This is a genomic window from Sphingomonas sp. MJ1 (PH-R8) (assembly GCF_048058635.1).
GTDB lineage: Bacteria > Pseudomonadota > Alphaproteobacteria > Sphingomonadales > Sphingomonadaceae > Sphingomonas.
The window spans coordinates 191,972-212,585 of sequence record NZ_JBBEFX010000004.1; the positions used below are offsets into that span (position 1 = coordinate 191,972).

18 protein-coding genes are annotated in these 20,614 nt (G+C 66.0%); 11 read left to right on the forward strand and 7 right to left on the reverse strand.

Annotated elements, in window-relative coordinates; genetic code table 11:
• Position 1 precedes the first annotated feature (1 nt).
• The 10 genes from VPH46_RS05480 to VPH46_RS05525 all read left to right on the forward strand — a co-directional run bounded on the left by VPH46_RS05480 (position 2) and on the right by VPH46_RS05525 (position 11,281).
• Entirely contained in the window at positions 2–187 is a 186-nt protein-coding gene (locus VPH46_RS05480) for a DUF3606 domain-containing protein (RefSeq protein ID WP_416609582.1), read from the forward strand.
• A gap of 557 nt (positions 188–744) precedes the next feature.
• A complete protein-coding gene (gene paoA / locus VPH46_RS05485; RefSeq protein ID WP_416609584.1) occupies positions 745–1,386 on the forward strand; it encodes an aldehyde dehydrogenase iron-sulfur subunit PaoA in 642 nt (213 codons plus the stop codon).
• Positions 1,383–2,333: an FAD binding domain-containing protein gene (locus VPH46_RS05490; RefSeq protein ID WP_416609586.1), complete on the forward strand. Its 951-nt coding sequence runs from the start codon at positions 1,383–1,385 to the stop codon at positions 2,331–2,333. The genes paoA and VPH46_RS05490 overlap by 4 nt, the downstream gene beginning before the upstream one ends.
• Positions 2,330–4,549 (forward strand): aldehyde oxidoreductase molybdenum-binding subunit PaoC, encoded by a 2,220-nt coding sequence (gene paoC, locus VPH46_RS05495; protein ID WP_416609588.1) that lies wholly within the window; start codon positions 2,330–2,332, stop codon positions 4,547–4,549. Before VPH46_RS05490 ends, paoC begins: the two co-directional genes overlap by 4 nt.
• Positions 4,550–4,633: 84 nt before the next feature.
• Positions 4,634–4,765, forward strand: coding sequence for a hypothetical protein (locus tag VPH46_RS05500; protein ID WP_416609590.1), 132 nt, complete (start codon positions 4,634–4,636; stop codon positions 4,763–4,765).
• Between the two features lie 3 nt (positions 4,766–4,768).
• Complete coding sequence (locus VPH46_RS05505; protein WP_416609592.1) at positions 4,769–5,677, forward strand: LysR family transcriptional regulator; 909 nt, start codon at positions 4,769–4,771, stop codon at positions 5,675–5,677.
• Positions 5,678–5,780: 103 nt separating this feature from the next.
• Positions 5,781–6,548: a glucose 1-dehydrogenase gene (locus tag VPH46_RS05510; RefSeq protein WP_125960630.1), complete on the forward strand. Its 768-nt coding sequence runs from the start codon at positions 5,781–5,783 to the stop codon at positions 6,546–6,548.
• Between the two features lie 2 nt (positions 6,549–6,550).
• A complete protein-coding gene (locus VPH46_RS05515; protein ID WP_416609595.1) occupies positions 6,551–7,051 on the forward strand; it encodes a cupin domain-containing protein in 501 nt (166 codons plus the stop codon).
• 640 nt (positions 7,052–7,691) lie between these two features.
• Positions 7,692–10,913, forward strand: coding sequence for a PAS domain-containing protein (locus VPH46_RS05520; RefSeq protein WP_416609651.1), 3,222 nt, complete (start codon positions 7,692–7,694; stop codon positions 10,911–10,913).
• Positions 10,910–11,281 (forward strand): response regulator, encoded by a 372-nt coding sequence (locus VPH46_RS05525; protein WP_416609597.1) that lies wholly within the window; start codon positions 10,910–10,912, stop codon positions 11,279–11,281. Before VPH46_RS05520 ends, VPH46_RS05525 begins: the two co-directional genes overlap by 4 nt.
• A gap of 64 nt (positions 11,282–11,345) precedes the next feature.
• Here VPH46_RS05525 and VPH46_RS05530 read toward each other — a convergent pair whose 3' ends face one another.
• Complete coding sequence (locus VPH46_RS05530) at positions 11,346–12,605, reverse strand: histidine-type phosphatase (RefSeq protein ID WP_416609599.1); 1,260 nt, start codon at positions 12,603–12,605, stop codon at positions 11,346–11,348.
• Between the two features lie 191 nt (positions 12,606–12,796).
• Between VPH46_RS05530 and VPH46_RS05535 the strand changes: the two genes are divergently transcribed.
• Positions 12,797–15,544, forward strand: coding sequence for a TonB-dependent receptor (locus VPH46_RS05535; protein ID WP_416609601.1), 2,748 nt, complete (start codon positions 12,797–12,799; stop codon positions 15,542–15,544).
• A gap of 639 nt (positions 15,545–16,183) precedes the next feature.
• Here VPH46_RS05535 and VPH46_RS05540 read toward each other — a convergent pair.
• The 6 genes from VPH46_RS05540 to arsC all read right to left on the reverse strand — a co-directional run bounded on the left by VPH46_RS05540 (position 16,184) and on the right by arsC (position 20,611).
• Positions 16,184–16,951, reverse strand: coding sequence for a hypothetical protein (locus tag VPH46_RS05540; RefSeq protein WP_042469218.1), 768 nt, complete (start codon positions 16,949–16,951; stop codon positions 16,184–16,186).
• Between the two features lie 261 nt (positions 16,952–17,212).
• The gene (locus VPH46_RS05545; protein WP_042469217.1) at positions 17,213–17,482 is read right to left on the reverse strand and encodes an HU family DNA-binding protein; all 270 of its coding nucleotides are present in this window, start codon (positions 17,480–17,482) and stop codon (positions 17,213–17,215) included.
• A 207-nt stretch (positions 17,483–17,689) separates the two neighbouring features.
• On the reverse strand, positions 17,690–18,466 hold the full coding sequence (gene arsH / locus VPH46_RS05550; protein ID WP_042469215.1) for an arsenical resistance protein ArsH: 777 nt from the start codon (positions 18,464–18,466) through the stop codon (positions 17,690–17,692).
• Positions 18,466–18,900: an arsenic resistance N-acetyltransferase ArsN2 gene (gene arsN2 / locus VPH46_RS05555; protein WP_042469214.1), complete on the reverse strand. Its 435-nt coding sequence runs from the start codon at positions 18,898–18,900 to the stop codon at positions 18,466–18,468. Before arsN2 ends, arsH begins: the two co-directional genes overlap by 1 nt.
• On the reverse strand, positions 18,897–20,183 hold the full coding sequence (locus VPH46_RS05560; protein WP_042469213.1) for an arsenic transporter: 1,287 nt from the start codon (positions 20,181–20,183) through the stop codon (positions 18,897–18,899). The genes arsN2 and VPH46_RS05560 overlap by 4 nt, the downstream gene beginning before the upstream one ends.
• Positions 20,183–20,611 carry an arsenate reductase (glutaredoxin) gene (arsC, locus tag VPH46_RS05565; protein ID WP_042469211.1) on the reverse strand — a complete coding sequence of 143 codons (429 nt, stop codon included), beginning with the start codon at positions 20,609–20,611 and terminating at the stop codon, positions 20,183–20,185. Before arsC ends, VPH46_RS05560 begins: the two co-directional genes overlap by 1 nt.
• Positions 20,612–20,614: the final 3 nt, after the last annotated feature.

Sequence of the window (20,614 nt, forward strand, 5' to 3'; positions counted from 1 at the left end):
AATGGCAGACGACAAGACCAAGATTGGCGGCAGCGATCGCCGGACGGTGGCGGCCGAAGAACCCTATGAAGTCGAGTATTTCGCGCGCAAGCACGGCCTGCATGCCGAGCAGGCCCGCGAACTCATCGGCCGGATCGGCAATGATCGCGCCGCACTCGACGCCGCCGCTGAGCAGCTGAAGGGCTAGGGCCTTGTTCCTGCTCTTCTCCCGCCGGATCGGCTGCCTGGGATCGCTGGTGATCTCGACGATCGCGACCGTGCTGATCCTGGCGCTAATGGGAGTCGTGCAGATCTAGAAGCGCGCAACTTTCCTGTTGGCCGCCTGAACTCCGGCATCGCAATGGTTTGTCACCGATGGCCGGTGTCCTCATGCGGCCAACACCTCACGCAGGTTTCGCCCGCCGTGCCGCCACTCGTGTCAAGCAGGCTGTGGCACAGGTCCCCTCCGCACCCATGTCGAGGGTCCGCTGAGCGATACGCCAAACCTCCCGCTGGCGGATCGCTCCCGCCCACCGACCCGCCCTGTCGCTGCGGCTGGGCCACCTCCGCCGATCTGCGCCCATCGGAGCTGACGGCAATCTCCCACCGTTACGTGTTCGATGAACAACATTCATCGCTTCGTTGAGCTGCTTTGCGGGCGCGATCGCCTGTGCCAAGCGTTAGAAGGAACGAAGGTACGCGCAACGGCGGCGCGGCCAGCGTATGCGGGGCGCCGACGGACCGGCGAAGGAAGGAACCTTTATCATGGCCGCAGAGGCTCAATTCGGAATGTCCCGCCGAACCGTCCTTGCCAGCGGGGCGGCGACGGCGGTCGTCGCGACTGCGCCGGCGAGCGCCGCGGCAGGGCAAGCGACAACCGCTGCGAAAGCGGTGCCGACCATGCCCGTCTCGTTTGAGGTGAACGGCCAGAAGCGCGATCTCACGCTCGATCCGCGCACCACGCTGCTCGATGCCCTGCGCGAGCACCTGCACCTCACCGGCACCAAGAAAGGCTGCGACCACGGCCAATGCGGCGCCTGCACGGTCATCGTGAACGGCGTCCGCATCAACTCCTGCCTCAGCCTCGCCGCCCAGCACCAGGGCGACACGGTCACCACGATCGAGGGCCTGGGCACGCCTGAGAAGCTGCACCCGATGCAGGCCGCGTTCGTTCGCCACGACGGCTATCAATGCGGCTATTGCACGCCGGGCCAGATCTGCTCGGCGGTTGCGGTACTGGACGAGATCAAGCGGGGTGTGCCGAGCCATGTGCAGGCGGACCTGACGGGGAAGCCCGGCTTCACCAACATCGAGATGCGGGAGCGGATGAGCGGCAACATCTGCCGGTGCGGTGCCTATTCCAACATCGCCGAGGCCATGGCCGAAGTGGCGGGAGCCAAAGCATGAAGGCCTTTACCTACGAGCGCGCCACGGACCCGGTCGCGGCCGCCCGGGCCGCGGCCCGGCCGGGCACCAAGTTCCTGGCCGGCGGCACCAACCTGCTCGACCTGATGAAGCTGGAGATCGAGGCGCCGACCCATCTCGTCGACGTTCAGGGCCTGGGTTTCGACAAGATCGAGAAGACCGCGGACGGCGGCCTCAGGATCGGGGCGCTCGTCACCAACACCGATCTTGCGACCGACGCGCGCGTGCGCCGCGACTATGGCGTGCTCGCCCGTGCGATCGTGGCCGGCGCCTCCGGCCAGCTTCGGAACAAGGCGACGACCGCGGGCAACCTGCTCCAGCGCACCCGCTGCCCCTATTTCTATGACACCAACATGCCCTGCAACAAGCGCAAGCCGGGCTCTGGCTGCAGCGCGATCGGCGGTGTCTCGCGCCAGCTTGCGGTGATCGGATCGAGCGAGGCCTGCATCGCGACCAACCCCAGCGACATGGCGGTGGCGATGCGCGTGCTCGACGCCACGGTCGAGACGGTGAGCCCGCAGGGGCAGACGCGATCGATCCCGATCGCCGACTTCCATCGGCTGCCCGGCGACACGCCGCACATCGAGAATGTGCTGACCCCGGGTGAGCTGATCACCGCGGTGACGCTGCCAAAGCCGGTGGGCGGGTTCCAGATGTACGAGAAGGTGCGGGACCGCGCGTCCTATGCCTTTGCCGTCGTGTCCGTGGCCGCGATCGTCCAGAAGGACGGCACGGGCCGGGTCGCGCTGGGCGGCGTCGCGCACAAGCCGTGGCGTGTCGAGGCGGCCGAGGCGGCGATGCCGCAGGGCGCCAGGGCGGTTTCGGCGAGGCTGCTCGCCGGGGCGAAGCCCACGCACGACAATGCATTCAAGCTGCCGCTCGCCGAGCGCACGCTGGCAGCGGTGATGACCGAAGCGAGGTCCGCATGAAGTTCGACACGCCCGCGGGCACCAACCCGATCGATCAGCAAAAGGTCGTGGGCCGCGCCCACAGCCGCATCGACGGACCGCTCAAGACGACCGGCACGGCACCCTATGCCTATGAGTTCCACCGGGAGGTCGCCGACGTCGCCTATGGCTATGTGGTGGGGTCGGCCGTGGCGAAGGGCCGCATCCGCGCGATGAACCTGCGCGACGCGAAGGCGGCGCCCGGGGTGATCGCGATCGTGACCGCCGCCGATGCCGGCAAGCTCGGCAAGGGCAACTACAACACGGCCAAGCTGCTGGGCGGGCCGGAGGTCGACCATTATCACCAGGCGATCGCCGTCGTGGTGGCGGAGACGTTCGAGCAGGCCCGCGCCGCAGCCGCGCTGATCCGCGTCGACTATGACCGGGGCGCCGGCCGCTTCGACTTGGACGAGGGGCTCAAGACGGCGCCGCTGACCGGCGGCAACAGCGGCGAGGGCAGCGAATCCCCGCCCGAGCACCGGGTCGGCAAGTTCGAAGAGGCCTTTGCCGCCGCGCGCGTGAAGCTGGATGCACTGTATACCACGCCCGACCACAGCCACGCGATGATGGAGCCGTTCGCTTCCATCGCCGCCTGGAACGGCGACAAGCTGACGCTCTGGACGTCCAACCAGATGATCGACTGGGGGCGCTCGGACCTCGCCAAGACGCTGGGGATGCCGAAGGAGAAGATCCGCTTCCTTTCGCCCTATGTCGGCGGTGGCTTTGGCGGAAAGCTGTTCCTGCGCACCGACGCAGTGCTGGCGGCGCTGGGCGCGCGCGCGGCGAAGCGGCCGGTGAAGCTCGCGCTGCAGCGGCCGCTGATCGCGAACAACACCACGCACCGGCCCGCGACGCGCCAGCGCATCCGCATCGGCACGACGCCGGACGGCACCATCACCGCCATCGCGCACGAGAGCGGATCCGGCGATCTGCCCGGCGGCGGCCCCGAGACCGCGGTGAACCAGACCGAGCTGCTCTATGCCGGCGCCAACCGGCTGACCTCGCTGCGGCTCGCCGTGCTCGACCTGCCGGAGGGCAATGCGATGCGGGCGCCCGGCGAAGCGCCGGGCATGATGGCGCTGGAGATCGCGATCGACGAAGTGGCCGAGAAGCTCGGCATGGACCCGATCGCCTTTCGCGTGAAGAACGACACCCAGGTCGATCCCAAGACGCCGACGCGCCGGTTCTCGCAGCGCAACCTCGTCCGCTGCCTGGAGGAAGGCGCCGACCGCTTCGGTTGGTCGCGTCGCCAGGTGAAGCCCGCTCAGGTGCGGGACGGCCGCTGGCTGGTGGGAATGGGCGTGGCGGCGGCGTTCCGCAACCACCTGGCCCTGCCGTCCGGCGCGCGGGTACGGCTGGGTCGCGACGGGGTGGTGACGGTCGAGACCGACATGACCGACATCGGGACCGGCAGCTACACCATTATCGCCCAGACCGCGGCCGAGATGATGGGCGTGCCGATCGAGCAGGTGGCCGTGAAGCTCGGGGATTCGAGCTTCCCAATCTCTGCCGGTTCGGGCGGCCAGTTCGGCGCCGCCAGCGCGACCTCGGGCGTCTACGCCGCCTGCGTCAAGCTGCGCGAAGCGGTGGCCCAGCGGCTCGGCTTCAATTCGGCCGACGCGCAGTTCACCGGCGGCAAGGTCACCAGCGGCAATCGCTCGGCCACCCTGGCCCAGGCGGCGGCTGCCGGAGAGCTGGTCGTCGAGGACAAGATGGAGTGGGGCGACCTCGGCAAGGAGATGCAGCAGTCGACCTTTGGCGCGCATTTCGTGGAGGTGGGCGTCGACGCGTACACGGGCGTCACCCGCGTGCGGCGGATGCTCGCGGTCTGTGCGGCCGGGCGGATCCTGAACCCCGTTACTGCCCGCAGCCAGATGATCGGCGCGATGACGATGGGTGTCGGCGGCGCGCTGATGGAGGCGCTCGAGGTCGACAAGCGCTTCGGCTTCTTCGTCAACCACGACCTCGCCGGCTATGAAGTGCCGGTCCACGCCGACATTCCGCACCAGGAAGTGATCTTCCTGGACGAGGCGGACCCGACGGCGAACCCGCTGAAGGCCAAAGGCGTGGGCGAGCTGGGGCTCTGCGGGGTCGGGGCGGCGGTCGCCAACGCGATCTACAATGCAACGGGCGTCCGGGTGCGCGACTATCCGATCACGCTGGACAAGCATCTGGAGAAGTTGCCTGCGATCGCCTGATGCGGACAGCTGCCACGCTTCTCCCCTTCGATGCGGTTGTTCCTGTCGAAGGGGCGGGGCTGACGCGCAGAAAGATCTGGAGCCATGATCCATCTAGCGCTCCATCGTTTGTTTGAGGACGACGGCACCGTGCTCGGCTTCGGCATGTATCAGGCGGCGTTCGAGAAAAATGCTCGGTCCTTCGAGACGCTGATCAATCCCGGCGATCGGCTGTAGCGCGTGGCTGCGAACCGATCCGATCTTGCCGACATCACCTACTTCCTGGCCATCGCCAGGCACCGCAGCTTCCGCTTGGCGGGATTGGAGGTAGGCGTCAGCGCATCGGCCTTGAGTCACGCCCTGAAGGGGTTGGAAGGGCGCCTCGGCGTCAGGCTGCTCAATCGCACCAACCGTAGCGTCACGCTGACTGCGGCGGGTGAGGAACTGCGCGACGCGATCAGTCAGCCGTTCACGGCCATCAACCAGGCGCTCGAGGATCTCAACCGCTACCGTGATGCACCAACCGGTCGCATCCGCCTGAATGTCGTCGCCGATGCGGTCCCGTTGCTGTTTGGATCGGTGCTGCCGCTGTTCGCCGAGCGCTTTCCCGACATCGAAGTCGACATCGTTGCCACCAACCGCATGGTCGATGTGGTCGGCAGCGGCTTCGACGCGGGAATCCGCTATGGCGGCACCGTACCCGAAGACATGATCGCCCAGCGTCTCTCCGCCAACCTGCGCTGGGTCGTGGCGGCATCTCCTGCGTATCTGGAGCGCTACGGGGTGCCTAGTGCGCCGCAGGACCTCCAGCAGCATCGTTGCATCGGCGTGCGGCTGGGGAACGGGCGTATCTATCATTGGGAGTTCGAAGGACCGGAGGGCGAGTTCGCCCTGCCGGTTCAGAGCAAGATCACCGTGGATGATACCCAGGCTCTGTTGACGCTGGGCTTGCAGGGCATGGGGCTCATCTATGGTCTGGAACCGGCCTTCGCGCCCTATGTGGCCCGCGGCCAACTCAGTCTGGTTCTGGAGGAGTGGGCTACCCAGGGACCAGGCTATCACATCTATTATTCCAGCCGCCACCAGGTGCCGACCGCGCTTCGCCTCCTGATCGAGCTCATCCGCGAAGTTCGGCCCTTGGGCTTGTGAGCGCGGGCGATGAGCGACGCTCACCGTCTCATGAACGGCTGCCGGGCTAATCCCGCCCCGATTTGAGGCCTACGTCCCGAGTGACAAGCTTCGGAGGCCAACAATGAACCCTACCTACGACTTCACGGGCCAGGTCGCATTCGTGACTGGCGCAAGCCAGGGCATGGGCCTGGCCGCGGCGAAGGCCTATGCCGCAGCGGGTGCCATCGTGGTGCTCACCGATGTGCAGGCAGAACGCGTTCAAGCCGAAGCCGAGGAGATTCGCGTCCACGACGGCAGAGCGATCGGCCTTGCCTGCGATGTCCGCGAGGAGGACCAGGTGGCGGCAGCGATCGAACGGACGGTTGCGGAGTTCGGGCGCCTCGACATCGCCTTCAACAACGCCGGTGTGCAGGCGCCCGCAAGCGATCTGGCCGACCAGCCGACCGAGGACTTCGATCGTGTCATGGCGATCAACCTGCGCGGCACCTGGGCGTGTATGAAGCACGAACTGAGGCAGATGCGGGCGCAAGGATCGGGTGCGATCGTCAACATGGCCTCGATCGGCGGGCTGATCGGCAACCTCGATCTCGCCGCGTACAACGCCACCAAGCATGGCGTGATCGGGCTGACCAGAAGCGCCGCACTGCGCTACGCCAAGCTCGGCATCCGCATCAATGCAGTCTGTCCGGCCACGATCAACACTCCGATGGTGGCGAGCATGCTGGAAACCCAGCCTGAGGCGATGGAGGACATCATGCGTCTTCAAGTGATCGGGCGCCTTGGCGAACCCGAGGAAGTCGCGGCCGCCGTCCTGTGGCTGTCGAGTTCCGGCGCCAGCTTCGTCCACGGAATCGCGCTGCCCGTCGACGGCGGCTTCACGGCGAACTGACGATGATCGTCAACTCGCTCTCCGCCCCGGCAATTCTGGCCGGTTCACTGGCTCTCCCGACCATCGCGCATGCACAGCAAGGAGAATCGAAGATGGAGGTCACCCGCAAAGCGGCCATGAAGACCGCCGACGGCCCGCCGGAGTATTTCACTGGCAAGGTCACGATCACCGGCCAGTTCCAGCGCCCTGATCCCTCCCGCGTCAGCGGCGCGATCGTCCATTTCGAGCCAGGCGCGCGCACCGCCTGGCACTCCCATCCGGCCGGACAGACGCTGATCGTCACCGAAGGGGTGGGTTGGACCCAAATTGAGCGCGGGCCCAAGCTCGAGTTCCACGCCGGCGACATCCTGTGGTGCCCTGCCGAGCACAAGCACTGGCACGGTGCGACCCAGCACGAAGCGATGACCCACATCGCGGTCCAGGAAGCGGTGAACGGCTCCCCCGTGACCTGGATGGAGAAGGTGACGGACGAGGAGTATCTTGCCCCGGTCGCGAAGGATTGATCCCATGCCGCACGTGATCGTGAAGCTCCCCGGCCGGACCCTTGGAGTTACTAGTAGGCACGGTATTCGCGAATAAGCGAGGAGTCCCGTCTGCCAAGTTGTGGAAGGATCGGAGGTTTGTTTCAGCTCGCCGTCTTTGCGGTGCTCGCCTCCAGGTGAGCAGCCAACCCGTGTCTTGCCCCGGCGCATTCTCGAGCCGCTGTAGCGGCCCCACCGGCTTACCGCTAAAGCAACGATGCCGATGTACCGCGAAGGTTACGATAGCTTGTCTGATCCTGTCCCGCTTCGATCCCGCTCCGCGGAAGAACTGTTTGCCGGCCCCGGTGAGATCCGCGCGCTTGGTCGCGTCATCGATTGGTCGGCTACGCCGCTGGGCCACGTCGAGCGCTGGCCGCAAAGCCTTCGCTCGACGGTGCGTACCCTTTTGTCGTCCCAATATCCCATGGTTCTCACCTGGGGAGGCGCGTTCACCCAGATCTACAATGATGCCTATTCGAAGCTGATTGGCGACCGGCATCCCGCGGGCCTCGGCAACGACATCCGGATCACCCTTGCCGAGGCCTGGGACACGCTCGGGCCCATGATCGACCGGGTGATGAGGACGGGCCTGGCGAACTGGACGGCGGCCCTGCCGCTGGAGATGCATCGTTCCGGCTATCGCGAAGAGGCCTACTTCTCGGTGAGCCATGCGCCGGCCGAAGATGATGACGGCAACATCGTCGGCACGCTGGCCGTGTGTTCGGAGGTGACCGAGCAGTTGGTGAGCGAACGACGGCTGCGCCTGTTGAGAGAACTCGGTGCGAGGGCCGGTGAGGCGCGCGAACCCGCCGAGGCCGCCCGCGACCTTGTCGAGACCATGGCCGAACATCCGCTCGACGTGCCCTTCGCGGCCATCTACCTCTGCGAAGGTGACGAGCTGATCCGGACTGCGGCAGTCGGCATCCCGGAGCACAGCGTGGCCGCACCGCCCCGCATGCATCAGGGGGCGGGTGCCGTGTGGCCCGTCGCCGCGGCATTGCGCGGCCAGGTGACCCCGGTCGACGATGTGCAGACCCTGGTCCCGCTGGTCGGCGGACCCTATGCCGATCCGGTCCGCAGTGCCCTAGTCCTTCCGATCACCGGGGCGCAAGGAACGGCGCTGGGCGTGATCATTGCGGGCGTATCCCCGAACCGCTCGCTCGATGAAGGCTATCGCTCGTTCTTCGAGCTGCTGGCCGGCCAGGTTTCGGTCGCCATGCGCAACGCGCGCGCGCGCGAGGACGAGCGTCGGCGCGCCGAGGAGTTGGCCGAACTGGACCGGGCGAAGACCGCCTTCTTCTCCAACGTGTCGCACGAGTTCCGGACGCCCCTCACCCTGTTGCTCGGGCCGCTGGAGGACGCTCTGGCCGACAGCCCTGACCGCCTGCCTGCCCATCGCGGCGAGCTGGAGATGGCGCACCGCAATGCGCTACGTCTGCTCAGGCTGGTCAACGCGCTTCTCGATTTCTCGAGGGTAGAAGCCGATCGGGCCGAAGCGAGCTTCGAGCTCGTGGACCTTGCGGCGCTGACCGCCGATCTGTCCTCCAACTTCCGATCCGCGATGGAGAAAGCCGGGCTCGACTTCACCGTCGACGTTCAGCCCCTCCCTCATCCCGCAGCGGTCGACCGCAGCATGTACGAGACGATCGTGCTCAACCTGTTGTCCAACGCCTTCAAGTTCACGCATGAAGGATCGATCCGGGTTCGGCTGGCCGCCTTGGACGACGGGGTCGAACTGACCGTGACGGACACCGGCGAGGGCATCGCGGCGGAGGAGCTGCCCCGGCTGTTCGAGCGGTTCCACCGGATCGAGGGTCAGAACGCGCGCAGCCATGAAGGATCGGGGATCGGCCTGGCTTTGGTCCAGAAGCTGGTCCAACTCCACGGTGGCACGATAACGGCCGAGAGCGAGGGGGCGGGCCGCGGCGCGACCTTCAGGGTGACCCTGCCCTATGGCCGCACCATCGGCGACACAGCGGTTTCAGCCACCGCTTCCGCCCGGGCGGACGCCTATGTCGAAGAAGCGCTTCGTTGGCTGCCTGGAGAGGCGGCAGCGTCCCGGACGCCCCTGCCCGACGCGCGGCCGCATCTTCTTCTGGCCGACGACAACGCGGACATGCGCGCCTATGTCGAGCGCCTGTTGCGCGACGACTATGAGGTGACGGCGGTCGCGAACGGCACGGAAGCCCTGGCCGCGGCAAAGCGGATCGCACCCGATCTCGTCCTGTCGGACATCATGATGCCCGGCCTGGACGGGTTCGCACTGCTTCGGGAGCTGCGGGCGGACCCGGCCACGGCCGCCGTCCCGATCATTTTCCTGTCCGCACGCGCCGGTGAAGAGGCCAGGGTGGAAAGCCTGGAGGCCGGGGCGGACGATCATATCGTGAAGCCCTTCAACGCCCAGGAACTGCGCGCGCGTGTGGCCGGGGCGATCCGGCTGGCGGACCTTCGTGGCGAAGCAGCATCCCGCGAACGCGTGCTCGAGGCGAAGCTCGCGACCAGCCAGGCCAAGGCCGCACTTGCCGACAGTGAGGAGCAGTTGCGGATGCTGGCGGACGCGCTGCCCGTGCTCATCACGCATGTCGACAAGGATCTGCGGTACCGGTTCGTGAACCGGACCTTTGAGCAGTGGTTTGGCCGGCAGCGCGAGAACGTGATCGGACAGTCCGTGTTCCACGTTGTGGACCCGGAAGCGCTCGCCCAGGGGAGAGCGAACATCGACGGCGTGCTAGCGGGCGAGCACCTCTCCTTCGAGCAGGAGCTGATCTTTCCCGACGGGGTGCGCCGTATCGTACAAGCCGAATACCTGCCCCAGCTGACGTCCGACGGGCAAACAGAGGGCTTTTACAGCCTGGTTCAGGACGTGAGCGCCACGCGGGAGCAGGCGCGTCTGCTCGCCGACAACGAGCGCCGGATGCGGACGGTCCTGGAGGCTGTGTCCGACGGCTTCTACGCCATCGATGCGGACTGGCGGCTGATCCTGTTCAACCGTGCCGCCGAACGCCATTTCGATCGGTCCCGCGACGAGGTGCTTGGCCGCGTCATGTGGGACGTTTTTCCCGAAGTGGCCGGTACGCCGTTCGAGGATGTCCTTCGTCGCACCATGATCGACCGGGTCGGGAGCCGGCAGGAAATGCGGTCGGTGCTGAGGCCAGATCGATTCGTCGAACTACGAACGGCTCCCAAGGAGGGCAGCGGCATCGCGGTGTCCTTCTCCGACGTGACGGAGCGGAAGGAGGCCGAAAGGCATCGCGAACTGCTCGTCAACGAACTGAACCACCGCGTGAAGAACACGCTGGCGGTCGTGCAGTCGCTTGCAGTGCAGTCGTTCAGGGATGAGCGCGTTCCCGATCACGCGAGGCGCGCGTTCGAGGGCAGGTTGTTGGCCCTGTCGGATGCCCATAATCTCCTGACACGGGAGAGCTGGGCGTCTGCGCCGCTCCGGCAGATCATCGAAAATGCGCTTCGGCCTTTCGGCGGGGCCAATCGCTTCGACTATGCGGGACCCGACCTTCGCATCGGGTCCAAGGCGTCCGTCAGTCTGGCGCTTGCGTTGCATGAACTGTGCACCAATGCCGCCAAATATGGTGCGCTTTCGCAAGAAGGCGGGCGCGCCCGGATCGACTGCAGCGTCGACCAAGGTGAGCCACCCGTCTTTCACCTGCGCTGGGAGGAACAGGGTGGCCCGGCGGTTACGCCACCGTCAGGCCGGGGCTTCGGTTCGCGCTTGATCGAACGCGGGCTGGCAGCAGAAATCGGCGGGATAGTGCGTTTGCGCTACCCAGCAACAGGGGTGGTCTGCGAGATCGAGGCTCCCCTGCCGAACATGGAAGGGCAGGAATGACACTCACCGGCAAGCGTGTCCTCGTGGTGGAAGACGAGATGCTGGTCGCCATGAACCTTGAAGACCTGCTGATCGAACGGGGGGCCGAGGTGGTCGGGCCCGCCATGCGTCTCGATACGGCGCTGGAACTTGCACGGACCGAACGGTTCGACGTGGCGGTGCTGGACATCAATCTCCACGGTGGCCGATCGTACCCGGTTGCCGAGACCCTGCGCGAGCGCAAGATCCCCTTCATTTTTGCGACCGGCTACGGCCACGCGGAAGGCGCCGAAGGATATGCGGAAGTCCCGACGCTGACGAAACCATACCGGGCCAGCGAACTTGCTGACGCACTGGAGCGCGCGCTCACGGCCAGCGGGTCGCACTAGCGGCTGATCCCGAACCTGTTGTCCGCAGCGCAGCGGGACGCGGTTCAGCCGGCCGCATCTGGCGCTACCGAGAGCGCGCTGGACCATCGAGCGGCGCCAGCCTGCCCCGCACCAGCGCGTCGAACTGCTGCAGCGTGCACATGCCCTGGAAGCCGCCCGCGCATTCGGCGATCGGCAGGGTCTTGTAGCTGGGCGGCCTCGCGATCGACAGCGGCTCCAGGCTGCGCAGCTGCTCCAGCGTCTGGGACTGATAGGCCACCCGCACATAACGCTTGGCACTGCCGGGATTGCGCAGCAACTCGAATACCAGTGCCCCGCCCACGGTTGCGTCGTTCTCGGCATAGCCATCGACCTTGAACGTCACGCCCAGCACCGCGGCCATCGCGTTCAGGTTGTTGTCGTGACCAACCACCAGATCCAGCTTCGCCCCGCTCGGGTCCTGAAGGGAGGACAGGATGCGCCGGCCGAGCACCGCACTCTGCCGCCCGGCCAGATAGGGTGCGCGGACATGGACGTCGAACAGCAGCGAGTGCAGCGCACCGATCTGCTCGATCTTTTCCGGTGTCGCACGGCCCCAGCCCACGCGCGCCGGGTCGAAGCCCTCGGCATATTCGAGCAGAAACACCTGGGCGGTCCCCGATGCCGTCCGGATCGGCCCGCCAAAGTCGAACGACGCAGGGTCCGCCGCCGGCTTCAGCACCGATTCCTCGGCCAGGATGTCGCACGGACGCGCAATCCCCTTGCCACGGCAGCCCAGGATCTCCTCCAGCGTGCGGAACGCCGCGCGGTGCCGCTCGGCCAACGCCTGGATACCGCCGGTATGCCGGTCGATCGCGGCCACTGCCGCCGCGCCGTCATAGGTGACCACGCCCGCGCCCCGCGGATCGAAGATCGGGTCGCGATCGCCGGACGCGCCATGCTCGACGGCCAGGCCGCATCCTGGCGCGAACCCTTCGGCCAGAGCCTTCCCCGACTGGATCGCGCGCTGGGCGGTGCTGGACCGGATCCGCACGGCGCCGGGTATCGGGCACCCGGCCGCGTCGAACAGCCCGCGCGCGGCATAGGCTTCGCGATCATAAGCACCCAGCAGCCGCATGCCGGTGTAACCGCGCTCGGTCAGATAGCTCTCGGGCACCTGCCACTCGGGCCAGGGCTGGCGCGCCATCGTGCCGACCGGCGCCTCGTCCGCCAGCGGCGCGCGGAGCCCGTGCCGGACCACCATCACCACCTTCTCCAGCTGCAGGTCCGGCCGTTCCTGCGCCGCCGCCGGCACGCAAGAAACGGCAGCGGCAACGGCCGACAGCAGCATGGACCGGAGTTTCATGAGCAAACCTGTGCGATCTGGAAAAGAAGCGCCTCGTTAGGTCCGCAGTATGTCCTCTCGATTACGCTCTGGTCGCCCGGCGAACCCGCAGAGATGACACGCCGACGACATATATTGGTCCCTGATCGGTAACGTATCGGACTTAGGTCGCCCACATCTGCATTCGACAGACGCAATCCCTGGGAGACCCCATGACGAAGCCTTCCCTCCGCCCGCTCGGGCGGCCGCTGCTGCTTGCCCTGATGCTTTCGGCATCCTCCGTCGCTTATGCCGGGGCGCCGGACCCTGCCGCAGACGTGGACGCCGAGGCGCAGCGCACCGACAACGACATTGTCGTACTGGGCGCGGCCGACCGCCGGCTGGTGCAGGAAGAGGAGGACGCGGTCGGCACGATCGACGTGGTGCAGACCGGCGACATCTCGCTGCGATCCCAAACCAACATCGCCGATCTGGCCAAGCAGCTACCGGGCGTCTCTGTCAGCGTCGACCAGGCACGCAACGGATCGGCTACCGGCGAGGCGCAGTTCGTCTCGATCCGCGGGTTCGAGACCGGCTTCAACGCCTATACGCTCGACGGGTTACGCCTGCCCCAGACCTCGGGCGGCAATACCCGCGCGATCTCGCTCAACCTGTTCTCGCCTTTCGCGATCGGCGGCATCGTCGTCGACAAGACCCCGGGCGCCGACAAGGACGCGGATTCGATCGCAGGCAACATCGACCTGCGCACCCCGACCGCGTTCGACTTCGGCAGTTCCTTTGTGCGCGCCCGTGTGCTGGCGCAGGCCGCGGACCTGGCACTCGATCAGGGACAGGCGGGCATGGGCGGCGCCGTCGGCCTCGACATGGCCAAGCGCTTCGGCAGCGCTGGGCAGTTCGGCGTCTACGTCGCGGGTTATTACGAGCGCCGCGCGAGTGCGGCGGAATCGGTCGCGCTCCAGAACCCGTACAAGGCGACGGTGAAAGGCGAGACCCCGCGCGAGAATCCGGACTCGGTGACCGCCGACGGCATCCAGTGGAACTTCTTCAACAACGAGATCGAGCGCTACGGCGCCAGCGGCTCGCTGGATTACCGCACCGAAGCCCTCGACCTGTTCGGGCGCGTCAACTACGCCCGCTACAACAACACCAACACGCAGAACCAGACGGGCCTGCGCAATGAGTTGGTCAGCGGCCAGACCAATCCCAATCCCGGCGGCTATGACGAAACCGGCATCTACCGGCCGATGGGCATCAACCCGGCGCACTACTTCCGCGTCGAGGACGTGGAGCAGGAACTGGTCTCCACCCAGCTAGGCGGTCGGTGGAAGGGCGAGCGCGTCAGCATCGGGTTTAGCGGATCCTATGCCGATGGTCGGCTCGACCAGCCGCGGTCGCACACGGCGGCGTTTCGCGGCATCTCGTACATCGGCACGCCCGGCCAGACCGGCGTGGCGCGCGAAGGGCTGTTGATCGACCTGTCCGATCGCAACTGGCCGCGCGCGATCCTGTCGCCAGAGGCCGCCGCCTATGTTGGCAGCCTGGAACGGCCGCAGCAATATTATGTGCAGACCAATCGCAGCTTCCTTTCGGAAGAGAAGCTGACCTTCAAGGGCGACATCGACTGGCGCGGCGACGGCGTGCTCGCGCTCGTCAAGGCGGGCGGCCTGTGGGAACGCGCCGATCGCAAGGGCCTGACGATTGATGACGGCTCGCTGCGCTATCGCTTCCAGACCGACCTCTACAGCGGCACGGTGCCCGGCCTGCCGCTCGCCCAGTTTCCAGGCGAGACGCTCGACAGCTTCATGGGGCACCAGACCCCCCGCCCGATCAAGCTGATCAGCCGCGAGGCGATCGAGGAACAGGTGTCGCGCTATGTCGACATCGACGGGCTGAGCGAGGACATCCTCAACCGCGGGCGCCTGTCGGGCGAGGAAACGCGCAAGGCCGTGTTCGCGACCGCGACGCTCCGCTTCGAAACCGAGAACGCAGGCACGATCGAGATCATGCCGGGCATCCGCTGGGAAGATAACCGCTACACTGCCAGCTTCTGGTCCAATACCGAAGCCGACAGCGACGCGCGCTTCATCGAGGCGGGGCGCAAGTACGACCATCTCGACCCGTCGGTCCTGGCGGTGTGGCGTGCCCCTGGCGGCTGGACGGTTCGCGGATCGGCGCGCAGCAGCTACAGCCGCCCGGCCTTCAACCAGCTTGCAGGTCCGACCACCGAGGAGCGCGACGCGATCACCGACGAGCTGATCTCGGTCACGCGTCCCAACCCAGACCTGAAGCCGGTATCCGCCTGGAACTTCGACCTGGGGGTCGAATATCGCACCGAGCGCAACCGCTGGTTCCAGATTGCAGCCTATTACAAGGACCTGAAGAACGTCATCGTGCCGACCGCGACCCGCACCGGATCCGGCGCCGTCGACGGGGTGATCTACTATCAGCCGTACAACGGCCTGGGTGGCTCGGCGAAGGGCATCGAGGCCTCGTTCCGTTTCGCACTGAACGACTGGGCGCCCGCGGATTGGATGGGCGGTTTCGGCATCGGCGGCAACGTGACCGTGCAGGACACCGAGGTCACCTATCAGCTGGGCGAGGACGAAATCCGCACCAGCCGCCTGCCCGAGGCGCCGCACCTGATCGCCAATGCCGAGCTGTTCTACGAGCAGGGCCCGGTGCGCGCGAACCTCTGGTACAACCACACCGGCAAGCGGCTGTACAATGTCGAGGACACCCAGCCCGACACCTATACCCAGGGGCTCAACGAGCTGAACCTTGGCGTCGCCTTCGCCATGACCAGCAAGATTGAGCTGGGCCTGGCAGCGCGCAACATCACCAACGAGCCGACCTACTACAACACGGTGGGCGCCTCGACGCGCTACATCTCGGCCGATCGCGCGGGCGGCTATCTGAAGACCGGCCGCATCTTCCAGGCGAGCCTGACCATGACGATGTAAGCCTAGTGCGGTGCGGAAACGGCGTGCCCCTTCCGCACCGCACTTCTCCCTGCTTGCGGGTCAGACCACCGCGACACACGGTGTCAGCCGAGATGCACCGGCTCTGGTGCCCGAGGCTCAGATCGATTCGGCAGCAGGACACGCAGGCACCGGCACTAACGAGAAAAGTACCGCCGCCTCCGATCGGACTACGTCTTGAACTTCACCGGGGGCTGGATGACCTATTCGGCCGAAGGGAGCGCACACAGCGCATCTGCGGTCCCGCGGTGACCCCTACGCGGTCACGCGCTCTTCAAAGAAAATTCGCAGATAAGAAGAGCCCTTGCACAAGCAGGGTCTTGAAATGGTGGAGCCGAGGGGGATCGAACCCCTGACCTTCGCAATGCCATTGCTTGAAAAACTGCTCCGAACATTGTTTTTCCAAGCTTTTCTAGTGCGATACCAACCAGAACGTGCCGAGAACATCGGCGTTCTGCGATACCGCTGCGATACCAGCCTTCCCCTTACGGAGCACGCCGTAAACCGCCTTGTCCCAGCTGAAAGCGATAGCATTGATTATGTTAAATGCAGAGCTTTTTGGATTTAGACTTTATGGATGGAGACAGGTCTGACGGACGTCTGACGATCTCGAACGCCGCGTTATGAACCCGCGTCTTCAGCCTCGATTGCCGCAACATCCATGTCTGGCGCCCGTACTACCTCAAGCGCGACGTTGGCGATCTCGACCGCGGTGATCTGAAGCTGCGTGATCGGCGTCGACGGCGCGTCCACACGCTCGAGGCCGTTCTCAGATATCTTGACGAGGAATCGGTCGACGTCGTTCAGGACGACGAACCTGATCGATTGTTCCTCGTCCAGCGCGAGCTGCTGGACGGTGCCCTCGTATGCGATCGTGAAGCACTCGTGGCTCGTCTTTGTCAGCACATAGGCGACGACAAACGAGTCTCCCTTCTTGACCGCTTGGACGGCCGGGTTGAGCCAGCCGAACGCGATCGCGTCGGTCTTCCCGCTAACTGCTTCCCGCTGCACCAACCAGTGCGCGATCGAGCCCGTCGCGGCTCCGATGAGGAGCATCGCGAAAAGCCACATTTCCAGCGCGAGGTCGGACGCATCGCGTGCCCCAGCGCCGCCGCGGGCGAGCGCGCGATAGATATTTGGATCGAAGCCGGGGTCGAAACAGACGCTTGTCGCCCGGCACCATGCCGCCTGGGCGGCGAAGAAGCCGGTTCCCAGAAGGTGCCCTGCGATGGTGCCGAACACCACGATGAACAGCGTCACCGTAGAGTTCGGCCGGTCCGGGGTTGGGCTGAGGAAATCGGTGCGCTCGCCGACGCGCCACCCTGCCCAGAAGCAGAGCCCCAGGAAAAGCAGCAGCAGTGCGAGGAACAGCGAGTAGCTGAACGTCACGGCCGTTACGCCGTGGCGGGAACCGCTACATCCTTGCTGTCGCGGTCACCGCCAGCGCTTGGATCGACCACATATACGCCGTTCTCGACGCGCGAGGCCTGACGCACGGCCGCCCACGTGCCGAACCTCCCCTTCACCTGCCGGGCCAGCCGCATAGATTTGGCAGTGTTCACGCGCCTGTCATTCTCCAACGCCTTAGATAGCGAATAATTCGTGAACATCCAACACGTGGCCGGGCGACGCCGGCCGGTGCTGTCGAGCCTACAGTCGGTCCTTAAGCGCCTTGGCCGGCGTGAATGTGATTTTCTTCGACGCCGCGATCGTGATCGCCTCGCCGGTCGACGGATTGCGCCCGGAGCGCTCGGGCGTGTCCTTCACCTTGAATTTGCCGAAGCCGGGAAGCGATATCTCCTCACCCTTGGCGGCCGCCTCCGCGATACCCTCGAGGAGCCCAGCCATGACCTCGAGGGCCTGCTTCTCGGTGACGCCCCGCTTGGCGGCAACGTCCTTGGCCAGATCCTTGGTGTTCATCGTCAAGCACGCTCCCCTTCATCTGTCGCTGTAGCGACCTGAAGCGATAATCGCGTCAGCGCAAGACAGGTAGCGCTCGACGATCCAGCTGACGCCTGGGGAGGCCGGCCACGCAGGTTGAAACCCGTAGGTTTCTCAAAGCGCAGAGCACAAGCCGGATTAGCCGGCGGGACCACATTAGCGTGGCTCGCTTCGGCAAACGTCGCATCAGCCGCCTGCCTTGACGGCGTGCCGGCCACGCGGTTTGGCCGCAATCGCTATGCTCGACAGATCGGTCGCGCGGTCGATTGGCACGCCCGCCGCTTTCCGCTCTGAGTAGCGATCAACAAGCTGAACCGCGTGCGGGCGCAGCAGCACCGTGAACCGCACCAGTTCCTCCATCATATCCACGATCCGGTCATAGTAGCTGGACGCCTTCATGCGCCCCGCGTCATCAAACTCGTTGAACGCCTTGGCAACGCTCGATTGGTTCGGGATCGTGATCATTCGCATCCAGCGACCCAGCACGCGCAGCGTGTTGACGCTGTTGAACGATTGCGATCCGGCCGACACCTGCATGACCGCCAGCGTGCGCCCCTGTGTCGGACGCATCCCGCCCATAGAAAGCGGCAGATGATCGATTTGAAGCTTCATAATGCTCGTGATCTGGCCATGCCGCTCCGGGCTGCACCACACCTGCCCTTCCGACCATAAGGACAGCTCGCGCAGCTCGTGGACGGCCGGATGGTCGTCGCCAGCATGTTGGTCAGGCAGCGGCAGGGTCGATGGATCAAAGATGCGCGTCTCGCAGCCGAAGAACCGGAGCAGGCGTGCCGCTTCCTCAACGCACAGCCGGGAGAAGGACCGTTCGCGCAGCGAACCGTAGAGCAGAAGGATACGCGGCGCGGGATCGAGCGGGCCGAGCCTCACGGCGGGTCGCTGGATGGCATAGGCCGGATCGAGCGCCGGCATGATATTGGGATCGGCGAGCGTGCGGAGCGGCATCAGAGGGCTTTCACGAGGTAGGCGGCCGACGCGGGGCACAGTGCGGTGAATTCGCGCGATGCGGCGATGGCCGAGGGAGCAGCGCCGCGATCGGCATCGGCATAGCCGAGCGCCCGGAAGAATGGTGCGGCCGTGGTCGTCAGGAGGTGCAGGCGCTCCACCCCGAGGTCGTGTGCCTGTCGTTCGAGGGCGGCGACCAACACCCGCCCGAGGCCATGTCGACGTCGATCGGGGACGACGACGATCGAGCGGAGCAAGCGGTCGGACCCTTCTCCCTCGAGCCCACCGAAACCGACGAGGCTATCGGCCTCAATCCGGATGATCAGGCGGCCGGGATCGGCGATATCGGCACTCGGCAGGTCCGCGGCATCGAGCAATTGTGCCAAGCCAGCCAGACCGGCAGGTTCGAGCAACGTGGCGACCGTTCTGGTCATGCGATGCTAATCCTGATTGCAAGCGCCGCGAGCGTGATGAGCAGCACCGGTACGGTGAGCGTGACGCCGACACGGAAGTAATAGCCCCATCCGATCCGCACGCCCTTTTGCCCGAGGACATGGAGCCAGAGCAGCGTCGCGAGTGAGCCGATCGGCGTCAGCTTGGGGCCGAGATCGCAGCCGATCACATTGGCGTAGATCATCGCTTCCTTGATCGCGCCGCTCGCGTGCGTGGCGTCGATCGAGAGCGCGCCCACCAGCACCGTCGGCATATTGTTCATAACCGACGACAGGACCGCTGCGATGACGCCCGTTCCTAGCGCCGCGCCCCACACGCCGCCTTGCGCGGTGCGATCCAGCAGTGCTGCCAGATGGTCGGTCAGGCCGGCGTTTCGCAGGCCATAGACGACCAGGTACATGCCGAGCGAGAAGATCACGACCTGCCAGGGTGCGCCGCGCAGCACCTTGGCCGTTGGGATCACATGGCCTCGCCCCGCGATCACCAGCAGCAGGATCGCGCCGGCAGCGGCGACGGCGCTGACAGGGACGCCGAGCGGTTCGAGCAGGAAGAAGCCGGCGAGCAGCAGTGCAAGAACGATCCAGCCCGCGCGGAATGTCGCGGCATCGCGGATCGCGTCACGCGGCGCGCGCAGCGCGCCTACGTCATAATCCGCCGGTATGTCGCGCCGGAAGAACAGCAGCAGCGCGCCAAGCGTCGCTGCGATCGACACCAGGTCGACCGGCACCATCACGGACGCATAGTCGCCGAACCCGATCCGGAAGAAGTCGGCCGACACGATGTTGACGAGGTTCGACACGACCAGCGGTAGGCTGGCGGTGTCGGCGATGAACCCCGCCGCCATGACGAACGCCAGCGTCGCCTTGTCGTTGAAGCCCAGCGCCCGCAGCATGGCGATGACGATCGGCGTCAGGATCAGCGCCGCGCCGTCGTTGGCGAACAGCGCGGACACCGCCGCACCGAGCAGCACGATCAGAACGAACAGCCGGCGACCATGCCCCCTCCCCCAGCGCGCGACATGGAGCGCCGCCCATTCGAAGAATCCGGTTTCATCGAGGAGTAGGCTGATAACGATGATCGCGACGAACGCGGCTGTTGCGTTCCAGACGATGCCCCACACCACCGGCACGTCGGACAGCGTGACGACGCCTGCAAGCAGCGCCACGACGGCCCCGCCCATCGCGCTCCACCCGATCCCGAGGCCTTTGGGTTGCCAGATGACGAGCGCGATCGTCGCAACGAAGATCAGGACAGCAAGGAGCATCAGGCGACGCGCTGGCCCGATGCGTCCACCACTTGCTCGCCGTCTTCCTTTGCGAACGCTCCGAGCTGATTGGTCGGCAGCAGGTCGAGCACGGCTTCGGAGGGCCGGCAGAGCTTCACGCCGAGCGGCGATACGACCAGCGGCCGGTTGATGAGGATCGGATGCGCCATCATCGCGTCCACCAGCGCGTCGTCGGATAGCGACGTGTCGCCCAAGCCCAACTCCGCATAGGGCGTCCCCTTCTCGCGCAGCAGTTCGCGGGGTGTCATGCAGGCGCGATCGATCAGCTCGACCAGCAACGCGCGGGCTGGAGGGGTTTTCAGATACTCGACCACGTGCGGCTCGATGCCGGCGTTGCGAATAAGGCCGAGCGTGTTGCGCGACGTGCCGCACTCGGGGTTGTGATAGACGACGACATCGACGGCCACAGG